At 66.7% G+C, this 20,248-nt stretch carries 21 protein-coding genes; 1 reads left to right on the forward strand and 20 read right to left on the reverse strand.

The annotated features are described in order from the left end of the window. Window positions 1-41: 41 nt before the first annotated feature. From PGN16_RS03670 to PGN16_RS03715, 10 genes are all read right to left on the reverse strand, one after another. A complete protein-coding gene (locus PGN16_RS03670) occupies window positions 42-1,466 on the reverse strand; it encodes an SGNH/GDSL hydrolase family protein (RefSeq protein WP_335308036.1) in 1,425 nt (474 codons plus the stop codon). A 2-nt stretch (window positions 1,467-1,468) separates the two neighbouring features. After that, a complete protein-coding gene (locus PGN16_RS03675) occupies window positions 1,469-2,254 on the reverse strand; it encodes a hypothetical protein (protein ID WP_335308037.1) in 786 nt (261 codons plus the stop codon). A 184-nt stretch (window positions 2,255-2,438) separates the two neighbouring features. Beyond that, window positions 2,439-2,888, reverse strand: a complete 450-nt coding sequence (locus PGN16_RS03680; protein ID WP_335308038.1) for a hypothetical protein — start codon at window positions 2,886-2,888, stop codon at window positions 2,439-2,441. Continuing rightward, window positions 2,885-3,391 (reverse strand): TIGR02594 family protein, encoded by a 507-nt coding sequence (locus PGN16_RS03685; RefSeq protein WP_335308039.1) that lies wholly within the window; start codon window positions 3,389-3,391, stop codon window positions 2,885-2,887. Before PGN16_RS03685 ends, PGN16_RS03680 begins: the two co-directional genes overlap by 4 nt. Window positions 3,392-3,408: 17 nt before the next feature. Then, a complete protein-coding gene (locus tag PGN16_RS03690) occupies window positions 3,409-3,861 on the reverse strand; it encodes a hypothetical protein (protein ID WP_335308040.1) in 453 nt (150 codons plus the stop codon). Beyond that, on the reverse strand, window positions 3,858-4,430 hold the full coding sequence (locus PGN16_RS03695; RefSeq protein WP_335308041.1) for a hypothetical protein: 573 nt from the start codon (window positions 4,428-4,430) through the stop codon (window positions 3,858-3,860). The genes PGN16_RS03690 and PGN16_RS03695 overlap by 4 nt, the downstream gene beginning before the upstream one ends. Window positions 4,431-4,435: 5 nt before the next feature. Next, window positions 4,436-4,591, reverse strand: coding sequence for a hypothetical protein (locus PGN16_RS03700; protein ID WP_335308042.1), 156 nt, complete (start codon window positions 4,589-4,591; stop codon window positions 4,436-4,438). Between the two features lie 18 nt (window positions 4,592-4,609). After that, complete coding sequence (locus PGN16_RS03705) at window positions 4,610-5,173, reverse strand: hypothetical protein (RefSeq protein ID WP_335308043.1); 564 nt, start codon at window positions 5,171-5,173, stop codon at window positions 4,610-4,612. Then, the gene (locus PGN16_RS03710) at window positions 5,170-9,144 is read right to left on the reverse strand and encodes a hypothetical protein (RefSeq protein ID WP_335308044.1); all 3,975 of its coding nucleotides are present in this window, start codon (window positions 9,142-9,144) and stop codon (window positions 5,170-5,172) included. The genes PGN16_RS03705 and PGN16_RS03710 overlap by 4 nt, the downstream gene beginning before the upstream one ends. Then, complete coding sequence (locus tag PGN16_RS03715) at window positions 9,141-14,585, reverse strand: phage tail length tape measure family protein (RefSeq protein WP_335308045.1); 5,445 nt, start codon at window positions 14,583-14,585, stop codon at window positions 9,141-9,143. Before PGN16_RS03715 ends, PGN16_RS03710 begins: the two co-directional genes overlap by 4 nt. A gap of 78 nt (window positions 14,586-14,663) precedes the next feature. On the opposite strand from PGN16_RS03715, the gene PGN16_RS03720 reads away from it, so the two are divergent. Beyond that, window positions 14,664-14,984 (forward strand): hypothetical protein, encoded by a 321-nt coding sequence (locus tag PGN16_RS03720; RefSeq protein WP_335308046.1) that lies wholly within the window; start codon window positions 14,664-14,666, stop codon window positions 14,982-14,984. Between the two features lie 6 nt (window positions 14,985-14,990). Here PGN16_RS03720 and PGN16_RS03725 read toward each other — a convergent pair whose 3' ends face one another. The 10 genes from PGN16_RS03725 to PGN16_RS03770 form a co-directional block, all read right to left on the reverse strand. Then, window positions 14,991-15,458 (reverse strand): phage tail assembly chaperone, encoded by a 468-nt coding sequence (locus PGN16_RS03725; RefSeq protein ID WP_335308047.1) that lies wholly within the window; start codon window positions 15,456-15,458, stop codon window positions 14,991-14,993. Then, on the reverse strand, window positions 15,422-15,862 hold the full coding sequence (locus PGN16_RS03730; RefSeq protein WP_335308048.1) for a hypothetical protein: 441 nt from the start codon (window positions 15,860-15,862) through the stop codon (window positions 15,422-15,424). The genes PGN16_RS03725 and PGN16_RS03730 overlap by 37 nt, the downstream gene beginning before the upstream one ends. Window positions 15,863-15,972: 110 nt before the next feature. After that, a complete protein-coding gene (locus tag PGN16_RS03735; RefSeq protein ID WP_335308049.1) occupies window positions 15,973-16,422 on the reverse strand; it encodes a phage tail tube protein in 450 nt (149 codons plus the stop codon). Window positions 16,423-16,485: 63 nt separating this feature from the next. Beyond that, entirely contained in the window at window positions 16,486-16,755 is a 270-nt protein-coding gene (locus PGN16_RS03740) for a hypothetical protein (RefSeq protein ID WP_335308050.1), read from the reverse strand. Window positions 16,756-16,776: 21 nt separating this feature from the next. Beyond that, window positions 16,777-17,166: a hypothetical protein gene (locus tag PGN16_RS03745; RefSeq protein WP_335308051.1), complete on the reverse strand. Its 390-nt coding sequence runs from the start codon at window positions 17,164-17,166 to the stop codon at window positions 16,777-16,779. A gap of 8 nt (window positions 17,167-17,174) precedes the next feature. Beyond that, a complete protein-coding gene (locus PGN16_RS03750) occupies window positions 17,175-17,690 on the reverse strand; it encodes an HK97 gp10 family phage protein (protein ID WP_335308052.1) in 516 nt (171 codons plus the stop codon). Beyond that, window positions 17,690-18,049: a phage head closure protein gene (locus PGN16_RS03755; protein WP_335308053.1), complete on the reverse strand. Its 360-nt coding sequence runs from the start codon at window positions 18,047-18,049 to the stop codon at window positions 17,690-17,692. The genes PGN16_RS03750 and PGN16_RS03755 overlap by 1 nt, the downstream gene beginning before the upstream one ends. Continuing rightward, window positions 18,046-18,576: a phage head-tail connector protein gene (locus PGN16_RS03760; RefSeq protein WP_335308054.1), complete on the reverse strand. Its 531-nt coding sequence runs from the start codon at window positions 18,574-18,576 to the stop codon at window positions 18,046-18,048. Before PGN16_RS03760 ends, PGN16_RS03755 begins: the two co-directional genes overlap by 4 nt. Window positions 18,577-18,640: 64 nt before the next feature. Next, window positions 18,641-18,937, reverse strand: coding sequence for a hypothetical protein (locus PGN16_RS03765; protein ID WP_335308055.1), 297 nt, complete (start codon window positions 18,935-18,937; stop codon window positions 18,641-18,643). 46 nt (window positions 18,938-18,983) lie between these two features. After that, window positions 18,984-20,243: a phage major capsid protein gene (locus tag PGN16_RS03770; RefSeq protein WP_335308056.1), complete on the reverse strand. Its 1,260-nt coding sequence runs from the start codon at window positions 20,241-20,243 to the stop codon at window positions 18,984-18,986. Between the last annotated feature and the right edge of the window lie 5 nt (window positions 20,244-20,248).

Raw genomic sequence — 20,248 nt, forward strand, 5'->3', positions numbered from 1 at the left:
GCGCGCCGAGACGCCGCGCCTTCCCCCGATAGGGATGCCTGTCAGACGGCCGACTTGCGCTTGCGAAGCTCCACCCGGCGAACGTTGATCGTCGCAGAGCCCGCTCCGTTGAACCGGAACCGTGTTCCGGCGACGACATCCGTCGCGTCCGCGGCGAGAGTGACGGTCGGCGTCATGAGGATCTGACTATAGGCGGTCGCAGGCCCGGCTCCCGGCGTGCCGGCAGACACGTTGTTCGACCCGAACAAGAGATTGCCACTGGCCGTGGACGGGCTGGCGCACTCCGCCTCCACGCCAAGGAAGGCCGACGAACCAGCCGCCACGTCCACCTCGGCGGAAAAGCGAACGGGTTTGCCGCGAAGGTCCGGGTTTTGGGAGGCCCGGCCGGCTGCATTGACGCCCTGCCGCAGATACACCGATCCCGCCTGAGTTGCGGTGATCGACACCACGAGATCGTTGCCGTACTTGCCCGCCACGGTGCTGAGGGTGACTGTCGTGCCCGCATCCATCTCGACCTTCCAGCCCGGCGGGACGACGCTGCCGGATGCGAGAGCACCAGCACCGCTCGACGACCCCACGCCTTGGTACGATGGGCCGGCATCAGCCTCGACGAACAAGCTGTTCCATAGCGAGTTCGTGAACAACGTGTTGTCCTTCCCGGTGAGCGGCCCATCTACGCGGGCGGCGACGCGCTGATTATCCACGACCGGCACGAAGTGGCGGATTGCCGCATCGATCTTTTCGGAGATGGCCATGGCACCGGCCATGTTCTGGTGCTGGATGACGCCCTCCACCTGAAAAAGGGCCGTGTTGAGCAGCGTGGAGAACGAGTTGTTGGTCGGGTTGACCATGACCGGCCAAGTGTCGATCAGGGTGACCATCGGATTGCGCGCGGCGATGTCCATCAGCCCGCTATTGTAATCGATGGTCTGGAAGACCTTGGCCTCGGTCGTGCTGTGCTGCGGCCAGTCGGTGAAGACGACCACTCGCTTGCCCGCGGTGGTCAGCTTGTCGATTGCGCCGGCGATGCCGCCGATCGCGCGGCTATCCCCGGGCGCTCCGCTCGACCCGTTGGCCGTCATCAGGTAGCCGCTAAGAACCTGAGCCGCAGTGTAACCTGCTCCGATGTCGTTGATGACGCCGAAGAGGAACACGATGTTCGACGATGAGTCGTACACGCTCTGGAAATAGGCCTGAAGGTACTCGGCCGACGTATAGCCGGCCCGCGCGCCGTAGACGTTGCGCCGCAGGCGGTTGTTGAACGACGGCCGCATATTCAGCTGCTCGACGAAGCTTGCCGCGGACCGACGGATGATGCTTGCGCTCGTGGAAGTCGTCTCGAGCGCAAGGCGACTGTCGCCCAGCAAGTCGTAGAAAGTCGGCATGGCGAGCGACCGCGCATCGACAGTCGGGGTGAGGCCAAGCCCACGGAACTGGGCAGCGGTGAGGGTTTCGATCGCGGTCATGTTCAGGCTCCGTAGGTGAGAGGGTTGTTGTCGAAGGTGAGCGGCTCACCGGCATAGGTGAGGGCGTTGGCCGGGGTTGAGTTGGCGGTCACAGTGACACCGCTGCTGGTGGCAGTGGTCGAGCCTCCGGTGCCGGTAGCCGTCACCTCTCGGACCAGTGTGCCAGCCGCGTTGGGAGTGACGGTCGCGCCCGTGCCGATGGCGGTTCCATTCAGAAGCCAACGGGCGGTGTAGGTTGTGGCGTTTGATGCCGAGCCGTCGTTGGCCGTGAACGTCGTGCCAACGGCTCCGTTCGTCGGCGAAATTGAAGGCTGAACCGCAAACACCGGAGCGGGCGGCGCGCCCGCCGGCACCTTGATGACCGGCGTGTTGATCTCGAGCACCGGCGCAGCGGTGATCATGGAATTTGCGGCGCCGATCGTTTCCGGCATCCCGAACACGCGAACCTGAAAGTATCGCAGCGACCCATCAGGCTTCGTCACGCGGACGGCGTAAAGGCCTCGGTTATCGGGCGCCGCCGCGGCAGCCAGCAACGCCTGGCCTGCATCCGCGTCATCCAGCGCGATCGTCGGGTTCAGCGCGCCGAAGTTCGTCGGCCCCTTATGCTTCTGCTGAGCGCCCTTGAGGGGCTGGAAGCTGGTCACCTCAGTCGTCGGACCGAAGCCGCCGAGCTGTTCGACGTTTCCTACTTCGGTGTACGATAGGGCGCTGTACCCGCCCGCACTCTGCGTCGCTGGAACACCAGCTGAAATTGCGAGGCCGGTACCGGCAGCAGTCGTCGAAGGCATAGTCTTTCTCCCCGGTGAGCCGGTCGGGCTGGCAGAAGTGTCGGTTGATGGTGGTCAGCGGGTGCGCGGCGTTGCCGCGCTTGAACGAGGCCACGCGTCGATCAGGAGGCGACGCTTGTCGTCGCAGCTCTTCAGGTCGAAGCGCCCGTCGCGGATTGTCGCGTCATCGTCGCTGGCGGACGCGCTACCGTCTGGCTGTCGATGCTGCGGCGTTGGCGCGCAGGGTGCCATCGCCGCGCTGGGCGGCGCCGGTACTTCGATCGGCGAGATCGGCATCAAGCGAGTCGATTTCGCGCACCCGGTCAGCGCCACGACACATGACGCGGCCAGCAGCAGTCTGAGCATATTCCCTCACGGTGTTCGTGGATCGAAGGATGATCGGCTCGCGCGCGGCGAGGCGGTCGGCGAAGGAAGTGGCAGCGGCTGCGATCTGCTGGGCAAAGCCGCGCTCCTGATCGGCGCGCGCGCGGTCCGCGCGATCGAGCGATGCGGTCCACGCCTGCCGCTCGTTACGAAGCGTCTGGCGCGCGTCGTCGCGCTGGGCACGGAACAGCATGGCCAGCGCGACTGCGGCGATGATCGGAATAGCCGGCCAGAAGCGGCTCAAAAGCCGCGCCATCGCCGCGCCGGTCACGCCTCGTTGCTCGACAGCGGCACGCCCGAGGCGGCGATCTGCACCGGCTTGCCGGACAGCGGCACGCCGAGCGGCCAGCGCCGGGCGACGCAGCGCTTCTTCTCGATCCACGCCTGCGTGACCGCGTCGCCCTGATTGCCGCCCAGCACGCGGTATGCGGTCGCATTCTCGCCGACGTAGAAGCCGACGTGCCCGCCGCCGGGACGCTCAAACACCAGCACCGCGCCCGGCGCGAGATCAGCGGGAGCGACCGGGCTGCCCCAGGTCGCCCAAGCCTTCGCGCGCACTGCGATCGACACCGGCTTGATGCCGACCTCGTCGAAGCAGGTGGCGACGAACAGCCCGCACCACGGCACGCTGTCCGCGTTGTAGACCATCCCCAGCACCTTGGTGCCGAGGCGCTTGGCCCAGCCCATGATCGTCGGATTGTTGGCGGCGCCGGGCGCTTCACGCGTGCCGAGCTTCGCCCGCGCGGCTGCGAGCCACGCTGGTTCCTTTGCCATACATGCTTCCTTGTCGGTTAGGGTTCGCGGCGTTCCGCGTCGGGTTGCTGATCGAGCTTGGTCATCGCCCGATCGATCGCCCCGCTGTTGCCGCCAGCGAGCGCGGTCAGCATCGCCTGCGCACCGGTGCGGATCGCGCTGCCGACCTGGCCCTTCGCGATCCCGATGATGCCGATGCCGATCGCGGCGACACCGATGCCGGTCAACCCGGCCTGCAACAGGTCAAGGCTATGCGCCTGCGTCCAGAGCGCCGCGACCAGCGCGCAGAGCATGGACACCATGACGTCGAGGATGACCTGCCGGCGACCGGTGGTCTGGAGGAACACAATGGCGCGGGTAATCGCGACCGCGAGGGCGGAGATCAGCACCGGGCCGGGATGATAGGCGTAGCCGAGGAAGTCCCACGTCACAGGACTCGCGGTTACCGGGAGCGTGGCAGCGGCCGCCCCTGCCGCGACCGCCAGCCTCACCGGAAGACGACGGCTACGAGCGCCGCGGCGAAACTGAGGATGATGACGAGCAGCGCGCGGACCAGCACCGGCCACCGCGACCACATATCGACGGGGAGTGGTGCCTTGCGCAGCTGGTGCTCGATGCCGGGCTCGCCGAGAAGAACGATCGCCATCCAGATGAACCCACATGCGAGAGAGACGGGGTCGATGATCCGCTTCGCCATCATGGCGCGCGCTGCTGTCACCGGATCGGCTGGGTTCCAGCCCCACAGGCTGAGTGCCTCGGCACCGCACCTGAGTGTCAGCGCCGCGCCCGCGAACAGCGTGACAGCCCGGTAGAGGCTGACCGGGTGAACCGGGTGGTCATAGCGGCGCTGATGCCAGACGCGGGTCGCCTGGCGCCCGACCATCATCAGCCCGAGGAAGAAGCCGGCCGTCATCAGGAACAGGTTCCAGAGGAACAGGCTCGGGTTGTTGTTGAAGCTCGGCGGCGCTGGGGTGGGAACGCTCTCCACCATCACCGCCGACAGGCTCTTGGCCGCGTCAGCCGCTTGCGCGGCGACGGTTGCGATGGAGAGCGCGAGCACTGCGATTACCGCCGATCGCCGGGGTACGGGGCGGTCTCGACGATGACGCCGTTTGACTCGTCGGTGAGATTGGTCGTGGGCGGCGGTGCCGGCCGATCGTCCTGGCAGGCAGCCAGCAACACCGACGCGAGCAGGGCGCTCGCGATCGCGATCTTCTTCATGGTCGTTCTCCTTGGTGGTTAAGCTGGCCAGCTGACCGCGGCGGCTGCCGTGCGTTTGGCGGCTGCGGTGGTCGCCGCCTTGATCGCTGCGCAGGCCCTCGCTTCGGCCGCGGCGATGGCCGGCACCTTGTCGGAGCCGGCCATGCCCGCGCGGAAGCGCTCGATAGCGGGCGTGATGGTCGGCTCTCCGAAAGCCGCGGCGTCCGCCAGCGCATAGCCGAACTTCGCGCGGCGCTGCGCCGCCGTGAGGGCATTGAGCGCCGCAAGGATCGTGGTCAGCGATCCGCCGAGGCTATCGTAGAAGGACACCTCTGCCGCCTTCTGCGCATACTCCGCTTTCTTTGCGCCGCCGGCAGACAGGAAGCCCATCTTGCGACGCTCTGCCTCGGCCTTGATCGACGGCAGCAGGATCGCTTCGACCTTCACGGGATCCTCGACCCATGCGCCCGAGACGAGCACCAGCAGGTTCGGATCGTTGGCGGCGGGCAGCGGCGGGCCGATCTGAGCCCAGTCAGTGCCGTAACCGCGCAAGCCCTCGACGAACTGGATCTCGCCGCTCTTGCCGTGCTTAATCGCGATCACTGCACGCGCTCCGCATAAAGGCTCAGCCCGACGGCGCTGCTCCCGTTGGCGCTCGTCCGGTACGTCATGGCGCGCACCTCATAGGCCGCGTCCGCCGTCAGTCCCGTGATGGTATAAGGCCCGGTCCCGTTCACGGAGGCGCGGACGATCCTGACAGGCCCGCTGTCACCGACCGTCGTAGTGCCGCCTTCGGTGCTGGTCGCCTCCGAGCCGGCCACGTCGGTCCATGTGCCGCCCGCGACGCGGTATTGCAGCTTCGACACGAACCGCATCACGTAATCAGCCGCCGGGTCGCCGGTGACCAAGCCCGTCAGGTTGACCGAGAGCTTACCGGTCGTCGAGGCGTTGATGCCGATGCTGTTGCCGTGCTGGGTATAGCCAGTCCACGTCAGCTGCGGCGCGTTGATGGCGATCCGGGTGGATACGCCGCCATCCGCGCCGTCGCGGTTGATCGTGGCGCTGATCTGGACGCGCTGGGTCTGGCCGGCCGCTGAGACATCGATCACGGCATAGGCGTCGGTCTTCGACACGGCGGTGACCCGAAGCGGGTTCAGCGACAGCGTCATGCCGTCCGCCGAAATGATCGCAATGCCGGTGACAGGTGTACTGCTGCCCGCCTGCGCGGCGGTCACGCCGATGTTGAACGGGAACTGCCCGCCATAGGGCGTGCCGTTCGACAGGGTTTGCACGACGATTGAGGGCGGCTGGAGCGACACCGCAATCGGCGAAACGCCGTTTGTCCCGTTTGTGCCGTCTGCCCCTTTGATCAGGCTCCAAGCATAGACGGCTGGGTTCGGGCTGTCGGCTTCGATCTGGTCCGTGTAGGTGCCGAGATACTTTCGTCCAGTTGGGTCGCTCAGATGGAAGTCAATGCTGCCATCCGCGCTGTTCGCATAGGCGAGGTGGACATAGCCGCCAGGGCCAGCGAGCCCGTTCTTGCCATCCGCGCCCTTGATGAGCGTCCAGCCGTAGGCGGCGGGGTTCTCGCTGTCGGCGCCGGGGTTCTGGTCGGTATAGACGCCGATGTAGGCGCGCGTCCCACCGGGTCCGGTGGTGAAGTTGACCGTTCCGTCTGCGCTGTCGGCGAACGCAATGTGGATGCTCTGCCCGTTCGTGCCGTTGATCCCATCGGTTCCATTCAGGCCGTCTTTCCCGTTTAGACCGTCCTTGCCCGGATCGCCTTTGCGGCCGGTGATCTGCGCACGAAAATCATTGATGCGCTGGTAAGCGTTCGTCCAATTCGACGACCAATCCGCGGATACGATCGGTGTGTCAGTACTGATCTGGTTCCATGGCGGGTTAAGGTTGCCGAGGTACGACCCGAGCGTCGTGCGGGCTGCCGAGGCGGCGTTGAGCCCGGCGGTCAGATCCGACGGCGACCCGAGCTGGACATACTTCGCGTACAGCGACTCAAGGTCTTGGTAGAGCGTATTCCAGTCAATGACCGTCTGTTGCTTTTCCGACCCAGCCGACAGCACGTTGTCCGACCCGATTGCGACCGCGCGGTCGAGCGCCAATTTCGCACGGTCCCGAACGAAGGCCGAGTTGGCCGAAACGAGCTGATTGGCGGTGCCTTGCGCATTCGCGAAAAGGCCACGTAGACGGGGGCCGTCGACCGTACTGTCGATCGTCGGGTCGCTCCAGCGGCTCACTTCGTTGAGAAGGTAGCTTTCCAGCGCACCCATCGCTGAATTGCGCGCTATGCGCTCTGTCAGCGTCGGATCGCCGCCGTAAGTTGCTCCCAGCGCTACACTGGCATCGTGTGCGCGGGTCGAGAGGTCATAGACCTGCGCGTACAGCTGGATGATCTGGTTCTTCTCACCACCGGCAGCGATGATGTTATCGGAGGTGATATTGAAGATCGCGGTTTGGACCTTGGCGAAGTCCGACGCCTGTGCAGACGTCATGCCGACGGTCGCGAACAGCTGCTCGACCGAGAAGGTCGCGTCGGTCATCGGCTCGATCGATGGGCGCGCGAACAGCGACGCCGCGCCGGTGCGGCGATAATATTGGAACGCGCGGTGCCGCAACAGCGTGGCGCCGACCTTCTGTCGCCAATCGCCGCCCGGCAAGACGCGCGTGCCCGTCACCGGATCGTAGACGCCGCTCTGCCCGGTGTCGCCGCCGGTGTAGCCCGAGCCGTGCAGGATGCCGACGATCAGGAACCACCGATCGTTGGCTGGCAGATTGCCGGCCCAGAGATACGGATTGCTATCTTCGCCACCGACAAGCCGGACGCTGGTCGGCCCGGTGCCGAGATATAGCCCGCCCCGGTCGCGCTCACCCGACTGCCGCGCCCACACCATGAGCCGGTAGGATTTGCGGTGATCGAACTCGTCCGCGGTCAGGTCGTAATTCCAGCCGCCGTCCGGCGCGCCGGGCGCGTCGGTGAACACATCGTCGGCAGACAGCGCCTGCCACACCGGCTCGCTCGCCCCGGTCGGCCCCTGCTCCACGAGGATGACCGAACTCTCGCCAACCGGCGCCTCGACCGACGCGAAGCGGCCGATGGTGCTGGACGCGCCGGGAACCCAGACCGACGTGTCCATCAGGTTCGCACTATCATTCCAGCGGCGCGCATAGAGCCGCCAGAAGCCGTTTTCCGTGGTCGGCAGCGAAGGCGGCACATAGCCCGATGCGGGGGCTGCGGCGATGTAGAGCCAGGACGAACCCTGATACTGGACGACCGCGCCAGCGGCATAGATCGTGGTCGGGCTGAAGTCGCCGCGCTGAACGATCTGCGCCGGCACGGTCGCGATCGGCGCGGCCTTCGTCAGCCCCTCCACGGTCAGCGACAGCTTGCTGACCGCGGTGCCGACCTCGATCTCGAAGTCTTTGACGAAGCCGTAGACGGTGATGGCGTCGACACCAGACTGGCCAATCCAGAGCGACGGGCGGGCGCGAACCGATGCCATCCGATCAGCGACGATGTCGACCGCGTCCGTGCGGATCAGCGCGCGGGCGGTCATGCGCTTCAGATAGCCGCGCTCGACAACGCTCACCGCCCCGAAGTCGTCTGTCTCCTTGCGGCTGAAGTCGGTGATGCCCGCGGTCGGCGCGGCCTCGGTCACGCCGAGCCCAACCATGCGGCCGATCAAGAGTGTGCCGACAGCCGCCTGCGCGCCATTGACGTTCACGATCACCTGACCGGTGCCGGGCAAGCCGGTGAAGGTCATCGCGCCGGGCCGCACCGCCTGCGTCTGATCGTACCCGTTTGCGCGGACACGAACGGTGTCGCCCACCAGGTCGATCAGCGACACGGCGTTCGCGGCCCCGCCGTTCAGCGTCACCTCAACGCCGCCGTTGCGGGTCGTGGCGGTGCCGAGCGCCTGGTCGAACATCGCCCAGCGGTTCGTCGGCCCGAGATCGAGCCACCAAGCCGGTTCGGCCTCCGGGGTCTTGCCGGTATTGCCGGTGATCAGGCTCTCGTAGATCCGGTGCGTGCTCGCGCGGATGACGCGCGCGCCCTTCGCATAGCCGGTGCCGCTCACCCACTCTGGCGCATCGTTCTCGGCGACGAGGCTGCCGACCAGCGTGGCGTCGGTCACCGGCGTGGGCTGTAGCAGCTGGAGCGTCGATGACTGACCGAGTGCCGGGTCGGCGCCGTTGTCGGTTACGCCGCCGGTCTCGGCCAGCCCGTCGATCGACAGGGTGCAGCGGCTGAGCGGCGGGTTAGCGAGATCGAGATCGAAGTCTTTGTAGAAGCCGTACAGGCTCAGCCACACGAACCGATCGTCTGCGACCCACAGCGCGGGCGCCGCGCGCAGGTCGGACAGGCGGCGCTGGACGGCATCGACCGTGTCGAACGGCAGCCCCAGCTTGACCGACATTCGGCGCGAGAAGCCGCGCTCGACGACGGTCGTCACGCCGAAGTCGTCGGTCACCCGCCGGCTGAAGTCGGTCAGCCCGATCGTCGGCGTCGTCTCGGTGGTACCGAGATCGAACTCGCCGTTGCCGGTGACGACCTTCATGCGGCCTGCACCACGCTGATCGCGTCCGCGCCGTTGCTCGTCACCGTGTCCATGGTCTTCGCCACCCGCCCGGTGTTGTTCTTCACGTCAGCCAGGAGGCCGACCACCTCACGCCGGAGCGAGGCAATCTCGTCGCCAATTGCTTCCACCCGGTTCTGCTGCTCGCCGGCATCGCTCGCCGCGCCGGGCGCCATCTGCATGGCTTCCAGCATCCGGTCTGCGCTGGCCGCGCCCGAGGTCGATGCCACCTTCTCGATCATGGCGAGGGTCGCCTCAAGAGACGCCGCGGTCTGCGCCTGCACGCGGTCGAGCTCCTGCCGGCTGGTCGCTGTGTCGGCGGCAGCCTTCAGCAGCGCCTGCGACAGCCCGGGCAGCGACTTGGCGGCGTTCTGGTCGCCCGCGCGCGCCATCTCGGTCGTGGCGTTGAACTGGCCGAGCAGTGAGGCGTAGCTGCCGCCCGCGTCCGCGCCGTTCAGGCCGCGGATGCGCTTGACCTCTTCCATGATGCTATCGCCGACCGACGACCACGCGTTGCGCAGCTCTTCCGCCGCCTTGGCCGCCGCCTGCGCATCCTGCACCGCCCAGACCTGCTGTTGCAGTGCCCGATTGCTCGCATCCAGCTTCGCCAGATCAAGTTCGCGGATCGCCGCGGTGTTACCGGCCAGTTCGAGCAGCTGACGCTCCAGCCCCTGCCGCTCGGCGAGGATGTCGGCCGCCGACTTGGCGCCGTCCATCTCCTGCTTCAGCTCGGCGAAGGCGGGAGCGAGCTGGATCAGGGTCGCATAGATCGCGCGGCCCGCAGCGGTATTCAGATCCTGCGCTTCGACGAGCGCGCGGAAGTTCGCGAGCGTGTCGGGCATCTTCACGCCCAGCCCGGTGATGACCGTGCCTAGCTGCGCCAGCTTTGCCGCATTGCGCTCGGCCGGCGTGTAGAAGGCATCGGCATAGGCGCTGATCGCCGACGTCATCGCCGACAGGCTTTCGAACTGAGCCGCCAGCCCAACCTTGGCATCGATCCCGAGCGTCTTCGCCGAGCTGCCCAGCTGCGCCAGTGAGCCGCTGACCTGCTCGACGGTTGACGAGACGCGCACGACGGTCTCGAACAGGCCCTCGCCGACCTTCTGGAACCGCTCGAAGCCGGGGAACGCGCCGGACGCCATGCGATCGGCGGTCGCGCCAAACACCGCGGTCAGCTTCTCCTGGATCTGCTCGCCCGATAGCCCCTTGAGGTCGATCTTGCCGATGTCGACGACCATGCCGTTGAGCCGCGACGTGATGTCGCCGGTCGCTACGCCGAGCGGCCCGGCCGCCGCGATGATCGCGTTGTTGAACTCGCGCAGGATCTGCGTGAACTGGTTCTCCAGCCCCGCGTCGGCTCCGGTGTACTGCGTGCTGTACTTTGTCCCCGTCGTGATCCCGAGGAACTTGGACGTCTTCTTGACGTCGGAATAGTAGGACGCGTCGAAACCGCTGTTGAGGATCGTGCCGAGCGACTGCGCCTTGCCGTAGAGCCCGCCGCCGATAGTCTCGGTCTTCGACCCGAACAGCCCGCCGAGAACGCCGCCGATCAGCGGGATCTTGCTTAGCACCGAGCCGATGAGGTTCTTTTGGAACCCCTCGTTGACCTTCACGTCAGCGTTGACGTTGCCAGCCCGCACGACGAGCGACGCCACGCCACCGATCTGATCCTCGATCGAACGCAACGACGCCGCCATCTGGCGTGACGTGCCCAGCATCAGCAGGTCGACTTCCTTGAGCCCGTCCAGCGCGCGGCGGATGCTCTCGCTCTGCGCGTCGGGGCTGCCGAGCACGGTACCGGTGCCGTTGTTCGCCTTCGTCAGGTTGTTCTTGCCGCCGCCCAGGCTGCCCGCGATCGACACGCCGATCGCCGCGAGCGCGCCGACCGTTGCCGCGCCAGCCGCGATGTTCGCTGGGAACGGTAGCGAGGCGATCGCCTTCGTGACCGCCTCGACAGCGTTCGCCGCGGTACGCGCCGCGCTGCTCGCCAGCTTCGAGCCTGTTTCGATGGCGTCCTGCGCGATTGAGCGCACCGACAGCGCGAACTCAACCGCGCGCGCCGCCTTCTCAGCGGTCGACACTGCCTTCCAGCCCGCCGAGCCTTCCTTGAAGAAGCCCTTTGCGGCGTTGGTCATGTCGCCGAACGCCGCAACGCGCGCGCCGGACGAGCGGAGCGCGAAACGGGTGTTTTCCTGAGCAATCAGCTTCTCGATGTTCCCCGCCTTCAGCAGGGCAGCGGTGTGCTGTTCTTCAGCCCGGCTGCGGTCGGCCTGGTAGTTAGCAAAGATCGAGGCGAGCCCGCCGATTGCTTGGCCAGCTTCACCAAACGCGTCCGCCATACCCCGGCCGGCGTCCGATACCTTGCTGGCGATGATGTTCCATTTGTCGGCGGTCTCGGTCAGCGAGGCGTTGTAAGCGTCCGTGCCGAGCTGGAGTTGATACTGGCCGTCGGCGATCGCGACCTGCGTAGCGATCCACTTTGCTCCGGCCGGCCCCTCCATCTTCTCCCGCGATGCCTGCTGCGTGGCATTGAAAAGCGCCATCGAGTGGACCCGCGCGGCGTCCGTCGCGCCGATCAGCCGAATCTCTTCCTGGAGCGAGGCGAGACGATCGTCAGCGTTCTCCTGAGCGAGCTGCACGGCAGCCTTCCGCTGCGCGTCCGTCAGCCGATCGCGCGCCGAGCGATTGGCTTCCAGGGCAGCGGTCGCCCGCTTCACGGCGCGGGTTCCATCCTCGCCCTTGAGCGTCCGGGCGGCCTCGAGCGCGTTCAGGAGAGGCAGGTCGGCAATCTGGTCCTTGAGCAATTCGGCCGCATGTGCCGCAGGGATGAGCCCAGAGCTGACGGCGCGGTTGACCTTTTCCTGCTCCGCCGCCTGATCGGCCATGGCGGCCGTTGAGGCGCTTGCATCGCGCACGCGCTGCGCCACGGCCAAGCGGATCTGGCGTCCGACGAACTCGTCTGCTTCCCCGCGCTTGAGGATTGCACTCGTCTCGGCGCGCGCGCGCGCCTCAGCGATCAGCGCGGCCGACCCCGAGACGCCGTACGCATCGGCGACGTCATAAAGGCCGTCAATCTGCGCCTCCATCGCCTTGGCCTGGCGAAGCAAATCGTCGGCGTGATGATCGACTTTCGGCTTGGTGTAGCGGCTGGCGACGCGCTGATAGGCGTCTTCGGCCTGCGTCTGACGCTCCTGCTGCGTTAGCACCTGGTTGCCGAGCTGAAGACGGGTCAACTGCTGCTGCGCAGCAGCCTTGTCGGCCTTCGTGCGTGCGCCCGCCAGCTTCGCCTGCGCCTGGGCGACCAGATGCGCTCGCTCCTGCGTCGTGATCCATGCGCCCGTCGCGGAGCGGTTGGCCGCGATCGTGTCGGTCACCGCACGGTAATCGTGCTGCAACGCCTGCACCTGCCCGGCGGTAAGCCCGGTCGTGTCAGCCAACCCCTTTTGCAGGACGCGCTGCTGTGCAAGCAGATCGTTGAACTGCTTCATGCCGGTCGTGTTCAGCGACTGCGAAGCGTTCAGGGCGGCGATCTGATCCTGGTTGCGACTGGCGTTCGCGTTCGGCCCCTTCGGCAGCTTGTTGCCGGTGCCGAACAGGTCGACGGCCAGACCGCCGACGTTCTTCTTCAGCCATTCGTCGTAAGCAGCGCCTGCGTTTCGGATGCGCTGATCAAGGCGTCCGAACATAGTGGCGACGCCCGCGACAGCGCTGCCGAGCCCGTCCATAACCTTGGCGAGGCCGGTGGTCTGGTTGGCGTTTGCAGCCAAATCGCCCGTCAGGATGCGGGTCAGCTCAGCCGTCGCCTGCTCACCATCGCCCTGCGCCGCCAGCTGGCGAATATGCTCGTACTGCGCGCCGTTCAGCAGCCCGAGTTGCTGGGTGAATGTGTCGGCCGCGCGCGCCGGATCGGACATGGCTTCAGCCAGTGCCGTCTGCGCCTGCGCGGCATCCGTGCCGGTCAGCTTCGCATAGCGTTCGACGTTCGCCGAGAGCAACGTGAGCGTCTGCGTGCCTTGGATGCCGGCGGTAGTAAATGCGTTCACGCTGTCGCGCGCCGCGGTCAGTGAGCGATCGCCGGTCATCGCCGCAGCTTCGGCAATGGCCTCCATCTGCTGCGCGGTCTGCCCCGAGGTGCGGCCTAGACCCGCCGCGGTCGCTTCGAAGCGACGCATCTCCTCGCCGTAGCGACCTAGCTCGCGCACAACGAGCACGGTCGCGACCGCCGTGGTACCGAGCAGCACGTTGGCAGGCGTGAGGACGGTAGCGAGCTTGCTGAAACCCGTGACGCCATAGGTCACGACATCCTTGCCCATCTGGGTAAGGGCGGCCCCCGCGCTGACGCCGCGAGCCTTCGCCTGCTCGAGCACGTCGTATATCTGCGGACCCTGCTGAACCAGGATCATCAGCGGGTTCATGCCCATCGCAGCTGTGACGCCGACGTCCTGCAGCTGACGCGAGATGTTCAACGTCTCGCTCGCGGTAAAGCGCTGCACGACCGCGCGCTGCCGGTGTGCCTCAGTCGATCGATCAAGCGCCGCCTGCTCGATGCGCAGCTTGGCGACATAATCGTCGATCCCAAGGGCACCTGCGCTTACCAGCTGGCGCGCGCGACCCATCTCGTCGTCGAAGCGACGCTGAGCGGCATAGGCCGGGTCCATTGACCGCTTCATCTGGTCGGCCGCGGCGGCAAGGCGCTGGTTTTCGGCCGCGACAGCAGCGGCGGCCTTTTCCTGCTGGTGATACGCGGCCAGCATCTGTCGCCCATAGGCGATGTTCATGTTGTACGCCTGCGCCGACGAGCGCAGCGATTGCTCCTCCTGCTCGCGGGAGGCGATGAGACGGCGCTCGGCGTCAATCTGCTCCTCGGCAGCGTTCGCCATCGCCTGCGCCTTGGCGCGCGCCGCCATCTGTAGGCGCTCGGCGCCGTCGGTGTTGCCCTGCTGCGCGGCGGTCACCGCGAGGATGGCGATCCGCTCCTGCTGACGCGCCTCCTTGCTCTTGCCGATCGCAGCGGTCTCACGCTCAAGGCGAGCGATCATAAGCTCGACCTCTCGCGCAGTCGCTTTGCGCTCTCGGGCAACGTTGACCTCGGCACGCGTGGCCGCGCTGCCGTACGCCTCGACCTTGGCGGTTGCGCCGGAGAGACCCGCGCCAATCTGCGCCATGGCGTCGCCGGTGCGGCTAGCTTGGTCGGCGACCGACGACAGCTTGCGTGACGCCGTCGCAGAAAACGCGTCAACGTCAGCGGCTGCGCTGCCGAGCTTGACCATGTTCGACGTCGAGCGCTCGATCAGCGCAGCCTGACTGCTGATCGAGCGCTCAGCGCGGTCCATCGTGGTCGCGAGCCGGTCGACCTGCGTCTCGGACGCGCCAGTGTTGATGAGGAAGCCGACCTCGAGATGAGGCGCGTCGTATTCATCCATGGAACGGCCTCCTCCTCAGGGGTTGCGGTGTTGCCGGCGCGCGAGGCATCAGACGTCGAGCGAGGTCGGAGAATCAGAATGCTGTGGATGCTGTTGGCGGCCAGTGCGCCGATCTATCTCTCGTGCGAGGTGCCTTCGGGACCAAATCCGAATCCGGTCGAGATGACGCTGGATGAGACGCAGGGAAGGGCGACGATCTACGTCGTCTCCACTGGCGTGGCTTATAAAGCCCCGGCGGCATTCACTTCCGAGAAAGTGATCGTTCGAGAGGAACAGAGCGTCTGGACGATCGATCGAACTACTCTCGCCGCTGAGCGATCTTACAACTTCGGACGTCAGCCGAATTTCGACACCGGAAAATGCGTGGTCAAACCTGCCCCGGCTAATCGAGCATTCTAACGGGCATCAGCCGAGGATCGCGTCAAGCAGATGCATTTCTGCCGCTATCATGACTTCGCTGGCAGGGGCGAGCCATGGAGGAGGGCAGGTCTCCGACTCAGCCTTTCGACTTTCGGCCAGATAGTCGGTCGACAGCCGCCGGATCAGGCGGGCCTCCCATGGCAGCAGGTCAACGCCAGTGCGGTCGCACCAGGCGTTGATCTCCTTCCATGACAGCGGCACCGCGCTCATACCCGCCGCTTCGGTCAGCCCCATCTCGACAAGCCAGTCGGTGACCTTGGGCGCAGGATTGTTCGGCATTGGGGGCGACTTCACGCCCTGCCGGCGCAGCCCCTCGATGCGGCTGAAGAGCTCGATATCCTGTTGCTGCCCGCGCTTCGTCTTCGGGTCCGGCTTAGGCGTGGCAGAGAGCCACGCCAGATACCGGACCCAGATGCTCAGCTGGTCGCCGAGGCGGGCTTGAAGTTTCCCCACGAGGAGACGAACCGCACCGCCTGGTTGACGATGTGGCCGAGGTCGACGTCATTGTAGAGCGCCTTGAACAACTCCTCGCCCTGCGCCTCGCCGGCGGGCGGATACGTCAGGTTCTCGAAACGCGCGGTCACTGCGGCAATATCCTCGGCGGTCTCGTTGCGGCGGACCTCCGGCGTTGCCGGTGTCGGCTGCCCGTCGTTGTCGCGCGCACGCTTCAGCGCCCGCTCGGTCGCGCGGTGCTCGGCCGCTGCCTGCTGCTTCGAGCCCGGGCTGTAGAAGTGGATGCGGACGGGCTTGTCCATGTCCGGCTTGCCGTCGGCGCCAGTGTCATAGAGCAGTTGGCCGTCGAGGCCGCGCAGGTGAAGGGGAGCCGTCTGGGCGGCGCGCTGGGTCGTCATATCCATGGTGGTAGTGTCCTCTCGCGGGAAGGATGGGTGCACCGACCCGCCCCGCAATCCCGCGAAGAGCGGGGCGGGCCGATGCCAGGTCTCCGGCTGGGCCGGAAGGTCGTGGATTAGGTGCCGGCGTCCTTCAGGACGGGCGTGTTGATCTCCAGCACGGGCGCATAGGTGATCATGCTGTTCGCCGCGCCGATCGTCTCGGGCATACCGAACACGCGGATCTGGAAGAACCGCAGCGAGCCGTCCGGCTTCGTGACGCGCGCCGCATAGAGCGCGTTGTTGTCGGGCGCGGCGGCCGCAGCGAGCAGGATTTGCCCAGCATCGGCATCGTCGGCTGCGATCGTCGGGTTGAGGGAGCCGTAATTGGTCGGCCCCTTGTGCTTCTGCTGGGCGCCCTTAAGCGGCTGGAAGGTGACCACCTCGGTGGTTGCGCCGAAGCCGCCGAGCTGCTCGACGTTGCTGACCTCGGTGTAGGTCAGCGCCTTGTAGGCGGTGACGGTCTGGCTGGCGGGAATGCCCGCGGAAATGGCGAGCCCGGTGCCCGCCGCAGTCGTAGTTGCCATGTCTTCTCTCCAATGGCGAGCCGGCCGGGCCGGCGGGGATTATCCTGCGCGGGCAGGAAGGCGTCAGTTCAGCTTGGAGGCTGTCGACTTCGTTGTGCTGCGCTTGGCAGCCGTGCGCCGTGCCGGCTTGGTGGCGGCGGCCGGCGCGTCATCGGCAGCCGGTGCCGGATCAGCGGCGATCTTGTCGCTGTCGTTCGGTTCGCGGATGAGGCCGGCGGCGAGATAGTTGGCGAGCACGCCCGCATCGACGTCGTCGGGCATCAGTCCGGCCGCAAACTCGCGCTCGGTGCCACTATCCTTGAAATCGCGCGTGGCGATGTACTTGGGTTTCATGGTGCTTCTCCTTGGGGAACGTCACGCCGGGACGGTGTATGCGACGCGGAAATCCTGCGTTTTCTCGAAGCTGCCACCTGGGCCGCGTAGATCAGGCCCGCGTCCGTCAGTGCGGATCGAAATTGCCGTGGCATCGAGCAGCGCGCCGGTGAAACCGTGGCACGATTGGCGCACCAGCCTGAGAATGGCCTCCTGCGGCCGGTACTTGCTGGTGCGGACCGCCACCGACACGCGTTCGGAGCACTGGTAGACCGATCCGACCGACAGGAACTGGCGCTCGATCAGACTGACGCTGCGGATCAGGATCGCGTCCATGGGCGCGTCTTCCGGCAGCTCTGCGATCTTGATCCATTCCTCAGGAATGATCTCGATCAGCGTGGTGTTGGCGCGCAACAGCGTGCCGACGATCATCGTGCCGCTCATTCGCCACCTCCGCCGCGGCGCAATGCCGGCACCTGCGCGTTCACGAAGCTCTGCGCGGCCTCCAGTGCTTCGGCGCCTTTCCGATCAAGCGACACGCGCAGGAATGGATGTGCCTCGCTGCCGGGGTGCCAGACCTGCCGCCCGACCGGCGTGCCGCCAATGACGAGCGTCCCGGCCTTCACCTGTTCATTCGTCCGGCTGATGCTGCGCCCGCCGCTGTCTCGCGGATCGACCGTGATGAAGTGACCGACGGTCCCATATTCCAGCCAATTGGCGATGCTGCGCGCGAAGCCATCTTTGACCGTCAGCCTTGCGACGAGCACATCCTCGCGCTTGCGGACGTTCGTCTCCAGCGCAACGCGAACCCGGTCAGACGTAACCTCCCGGGCAGCTTCGGCAGAAATCACGTCGATCGCGGCCTGCGCCGCGCCGCGCAACGCGCGCTTCTCGATCCGTGCCGGCAGGGATCGCATGAAGGCGAGCGTCTGCGCCTTGCCCGTGGTGGTCGGCATCAGTCGGCCTTCGGGCTGGGTGAATAATCCTCGACGACAAACTCGATCGCCTCACGTCGCCCCAGAGTCGCGGGGGGCGACACGATCTGCGTCACCCGTACGTCGCGGTTGCCCTCGACCAGCACGACCCGCATCGCCGCGGTGACATCGGTGCGATATGGCATGATAACGCGCGCCGCGCGGGTCGCCGAGGTGGTGCCGTTCGCGATGCGCTCGGTCTTGCCCGGCCGCGCGTCCTGGAACTCCGCCCATGACATGGTGACGTTCTGCCAGGTCTTCTCACCGCCCCCGTCGAGCGCCGTGTCGGCGACCATCCGCTCGATGCGGATGCGGTCCTTGTAGCGCCCCTTCGCGATCACAGCCGGTTGCCCCGCAGATCGCCGCAGATCCGACGCGCCGCGTCTTCGGCCTTGGCGAGAATGTCCCCGCCCTCCCGGTCGCCGTCATAGGCGCCGATCAGGACCAGCATGGCGCGGCGGATCGTGCCCGGCGCGGCCTCGTCGGCCTCGTAGCCGGCGCGGATGGTGACGGTGAACAGCTGCTGGGCATCGCGGAACGGCCAGAATTGGCTGGGCGGAAGCACGCGCGCCGGGCGGCGGGTCAGGTCAAGGCGAGCGCCGGTCAGCGCGATCGGCGTGTTCGTCACGTCGATATAGGCGACGGCAGGCACTGCGTCGGGCTTGATCGGCCACGCCCGCAGCGCCACGGGTCCGAGGCCGCGGAATGTCTCGGTAATGTCGCGGGCGTCGAGGATCTGCCCGGTGTAATTTTCCACCCAAGCGGCAGCGTCAGCGATGAACGTCTTCAGATCGTCGTCGCGCGACGTATCATCGGCCTCCATCCGCAGTTGACGGCGCGCATCCTCCAGAGTGACGGGGGTCGCCATAGGTCACCTCGCACGCTGGAGGATGGCGGCGCCGGACAAGGGGGCAGCCCGGCGCCGACGGAGGTCAGACGTCGCCGGACGCCTTCAGGTTGGCCGCGACCGCTTCCTCGTTGCCGAGATGCGGATCGTTGAAGTCAATCTGGTTGGCGATCTTCGGCTGACCCTTGCGCGGGTTGTTGTCGACCGCGGGGTGATCGGTGTCGATCCGCTCCACGATCTCGCGCTCGATGAACGCGCCGCTGGCGGCAACGTCCGTCGCCGGGGTCAGGGTGTCCTCGGTCATGCCGGCGGTGTCGGAGATGCCGGGGATGTCGGACGGCTTGATGTCGGTCGTGTCGACCGTCTTCTTGGTGGCAGTCATGATGGTCTCCCATGGTTGGGGCTGGCCGGAGCCAGCCCCGTCAGGATCAGGCGCCGATCTTCAGCGCGCGCATGGCGGTCGGGTTCTTGACGCCGCCGCCCACACGCTTGGTCGTGTAGAAGAGGACGAACGGCTTGGCGGTGTACGGGTCGCGCAGCACGCGCACGCCCGTGCGATCGACGACCTGATAGGTCTCGACCATGTCGCCGTAGAGCGCCGCGATGTTGCCCGCCGCGACGTTCGCCATGCCCGGCATGTCGACGACCGGCTCGCCCGCCAGCGTAGGCGGCACGCCCAGTGCCAGCGACGGCTGCCACAGATAGGCACCATCCGAGGTCTTCAGCTTGCGGAAAGCCGCCTGCGCCGCCCGGTTCATGAAGAACTTGGCGTTGGGCAGGAACTCCGCCGGCAGATCGGCCTGAAGGTCGAACAGCGCGTCGGCGGTGACGGCCGCGGCGGCGCCCGACGCCAGCGCGAGGATCGCACCGTAGGGGTGCTTCGCCGCATTGGTGCCGCCGGTGACGTAGGTCAGCACGCCGTCCGGCTTGTTCGAGCCATCGCCCGACAGGAAGGCGACGCCCTCCTGCTTGTCGAACTCGAGCGACACCTCGTCGGCGAGCCATGCCTCGACGTCGATCTCGGCGTCGTCCAGCAGCCCCTGCGAGGCGGCCGGGTTGGCGTAGATCTCGCCGATCGTGAAGCCGAGCGAGGTCAGACCGGGCGTGGTGGTCTGCGGGCGCGCCGCGGTCTCGCCGACCCAGCCCGACCCGACGATGCCGTCGGAATAGACCTTCTTGAAGCCGGCGCCGCTGATCGTGATGACCGAGCTGTTCTGGCGCATCGGCGAGATGATCTTCTGCCGCTTGCTGATCGAGCGGTCCCACTCGATCGGGGCCAGGAACCCGCCCTCGCCGTCGGTCTTGGTCGCGGCGGCGCGCAGCTCGGTCATCTTCGCGGACGGTTCCGAGCCCTTGAAATAGGCGTGAAACTGTCCCGAATATTCGGGGTCGCGCGGCTGCTCGTTGTCGTCGCCGCCGCCGAGCGACGCGCGCAGGTTCACCGCCTCGACGGTCGCCTGAAGGCGGTCGAGATCGGCTTCGATCTTGCCGAGCTTGTCGGCGGTCACGACATCGGTCTTGCCCGCCTTGATCTCGTCGAGCGAGTCAGTGTGGACCTTCTTGAACGCCTCGAAGGCAGTCGCGAGGGCTTCGATGCTGTCGGGCTTCTTGGGCTGGGCTTCGGCGCGCACGGCGATGAGGCCCCGGCCCGTCGCGGCGATGCCGCGCAGGGTGGTGATGGTCTTCATGTCTG

This window comes from Sphingomonas phyllosphaerae (assembly GCF_036946485.1).
GTDB classification, from domain to species: domain Bacteria; phylum Pseudomonadota; class Alphaproteobacteria; order Sphingomonadales; family Sphingomonadaceae; genus Sphingomonas; species Sphingomonas phyllosphaerae_E.

Bases quoted from the DNA above. Each gene is read 5' to 3' on its own strand.
- PGN16_RS03670 (WP_335308036.1), bottom strand. From the start codon at position 1,466: ATGACCGCGATCGAAACCCTCACCGCTGCCCAGTTCCGTGGGCTTGGC.
- PGN16_RS03675 (WP_335308037.1), bottom strand. From the start codon at position 2,254: ATGCCTTCGACGACTGCTGCCGGTACCGGCCTCGCAATTTCAGCTGGT.
- PGN16_RS03685 (WP_335308039.1), bottom strand. From the start codon at position 3,391: ATGGCAAAGGAACCAGCGTGGCTCGCAGCCGCGCGGGCGAAGCTCGGC.
- PGN16_RS03700 (WP_335308042.1), bottom strand. From the start codon at position 4,591: ATGAAGAAGATCGCGATCGCGAGCGCCCTGCTCGCGTCGGTGTTGCTG.
- PGN16_RS03710 (WP_335308044.1), bottom strand. From the start codon at position 9,144: ATGAAGGTCGTCACCGGCAACGGCGAGTTCGATCTCGGTACCACCGAG.
- PGN16_RS03715 (WP_335308045.1), bottom strand. From the start codon at position 14,585: ATGGATGAATACGACGCGCCTCATCTCGAGGTCGGCTTCCTCATCAAC.
- PGN16_RS03720 (WP_335308046.1), top strand. From the start codon at position 14,664: ATGCTGTGGATGCTGTTGGCGGCCAGTGCGCCGATCTATCTCTCGTGC.
- PGN16_RS03730 (WP_335308048.1), bottom strand. From the start codon at position 15,862: ATGGATATGACGACCCAGCGCGCCGCCCAGACGGCTCCCCTTCACCTG.
- PGN16_RS03735 (WP_335308049.1), bottom strand. From the start codon at position 16,422: ATGGCAACTACGACTGCGGCGGGCACCGGGCTCGCCATTTCCGCGGGC.
- PGN16_RS03740 (WP_335308050.1), bottom strand. From the start codon at position 16,755: ATGAAACCCAAGTACATCGCCACGCGCGATTTCAAGGATAGTGGCACC.
- PGN16_RS03745 (WP_335308051.1), bottom strand. From the start codon at position 17,166: ATGATCGTCGGCACGCTGTTGCGCGCCAACACCACGCTGATCGAGATC.
- PGN16_RS03750 (WP_335308052.1), bottom strand. From the start codon at position 17,690: ATGCCGACCACCACGGGCAAGGCGCAGACGCTCGCCTTCATGCGATCC.
- PGN16_RS03760 (WP_335308054.1), bottom strand. From the start codon at position 18,576: ATGGCGACCCCCGTCACTCTGGAGGATGCGCGCCGTCAACTGCGGATG.
- PGN16_RS03765 (WP_335308055.1), bottom strand. From the start codon at position 18,937: ATGACTGCCACCAAGAAGACGGTCGACACGACCGACATCAAGCCGTCC.
- PGN16_RS03770 (WP_335308056.1), bottom strand. From the start codon at position 20,243: ATGAAGACCATCACCACCCTGCGCGGCATCGCCGCGACGGGCCGGGGC.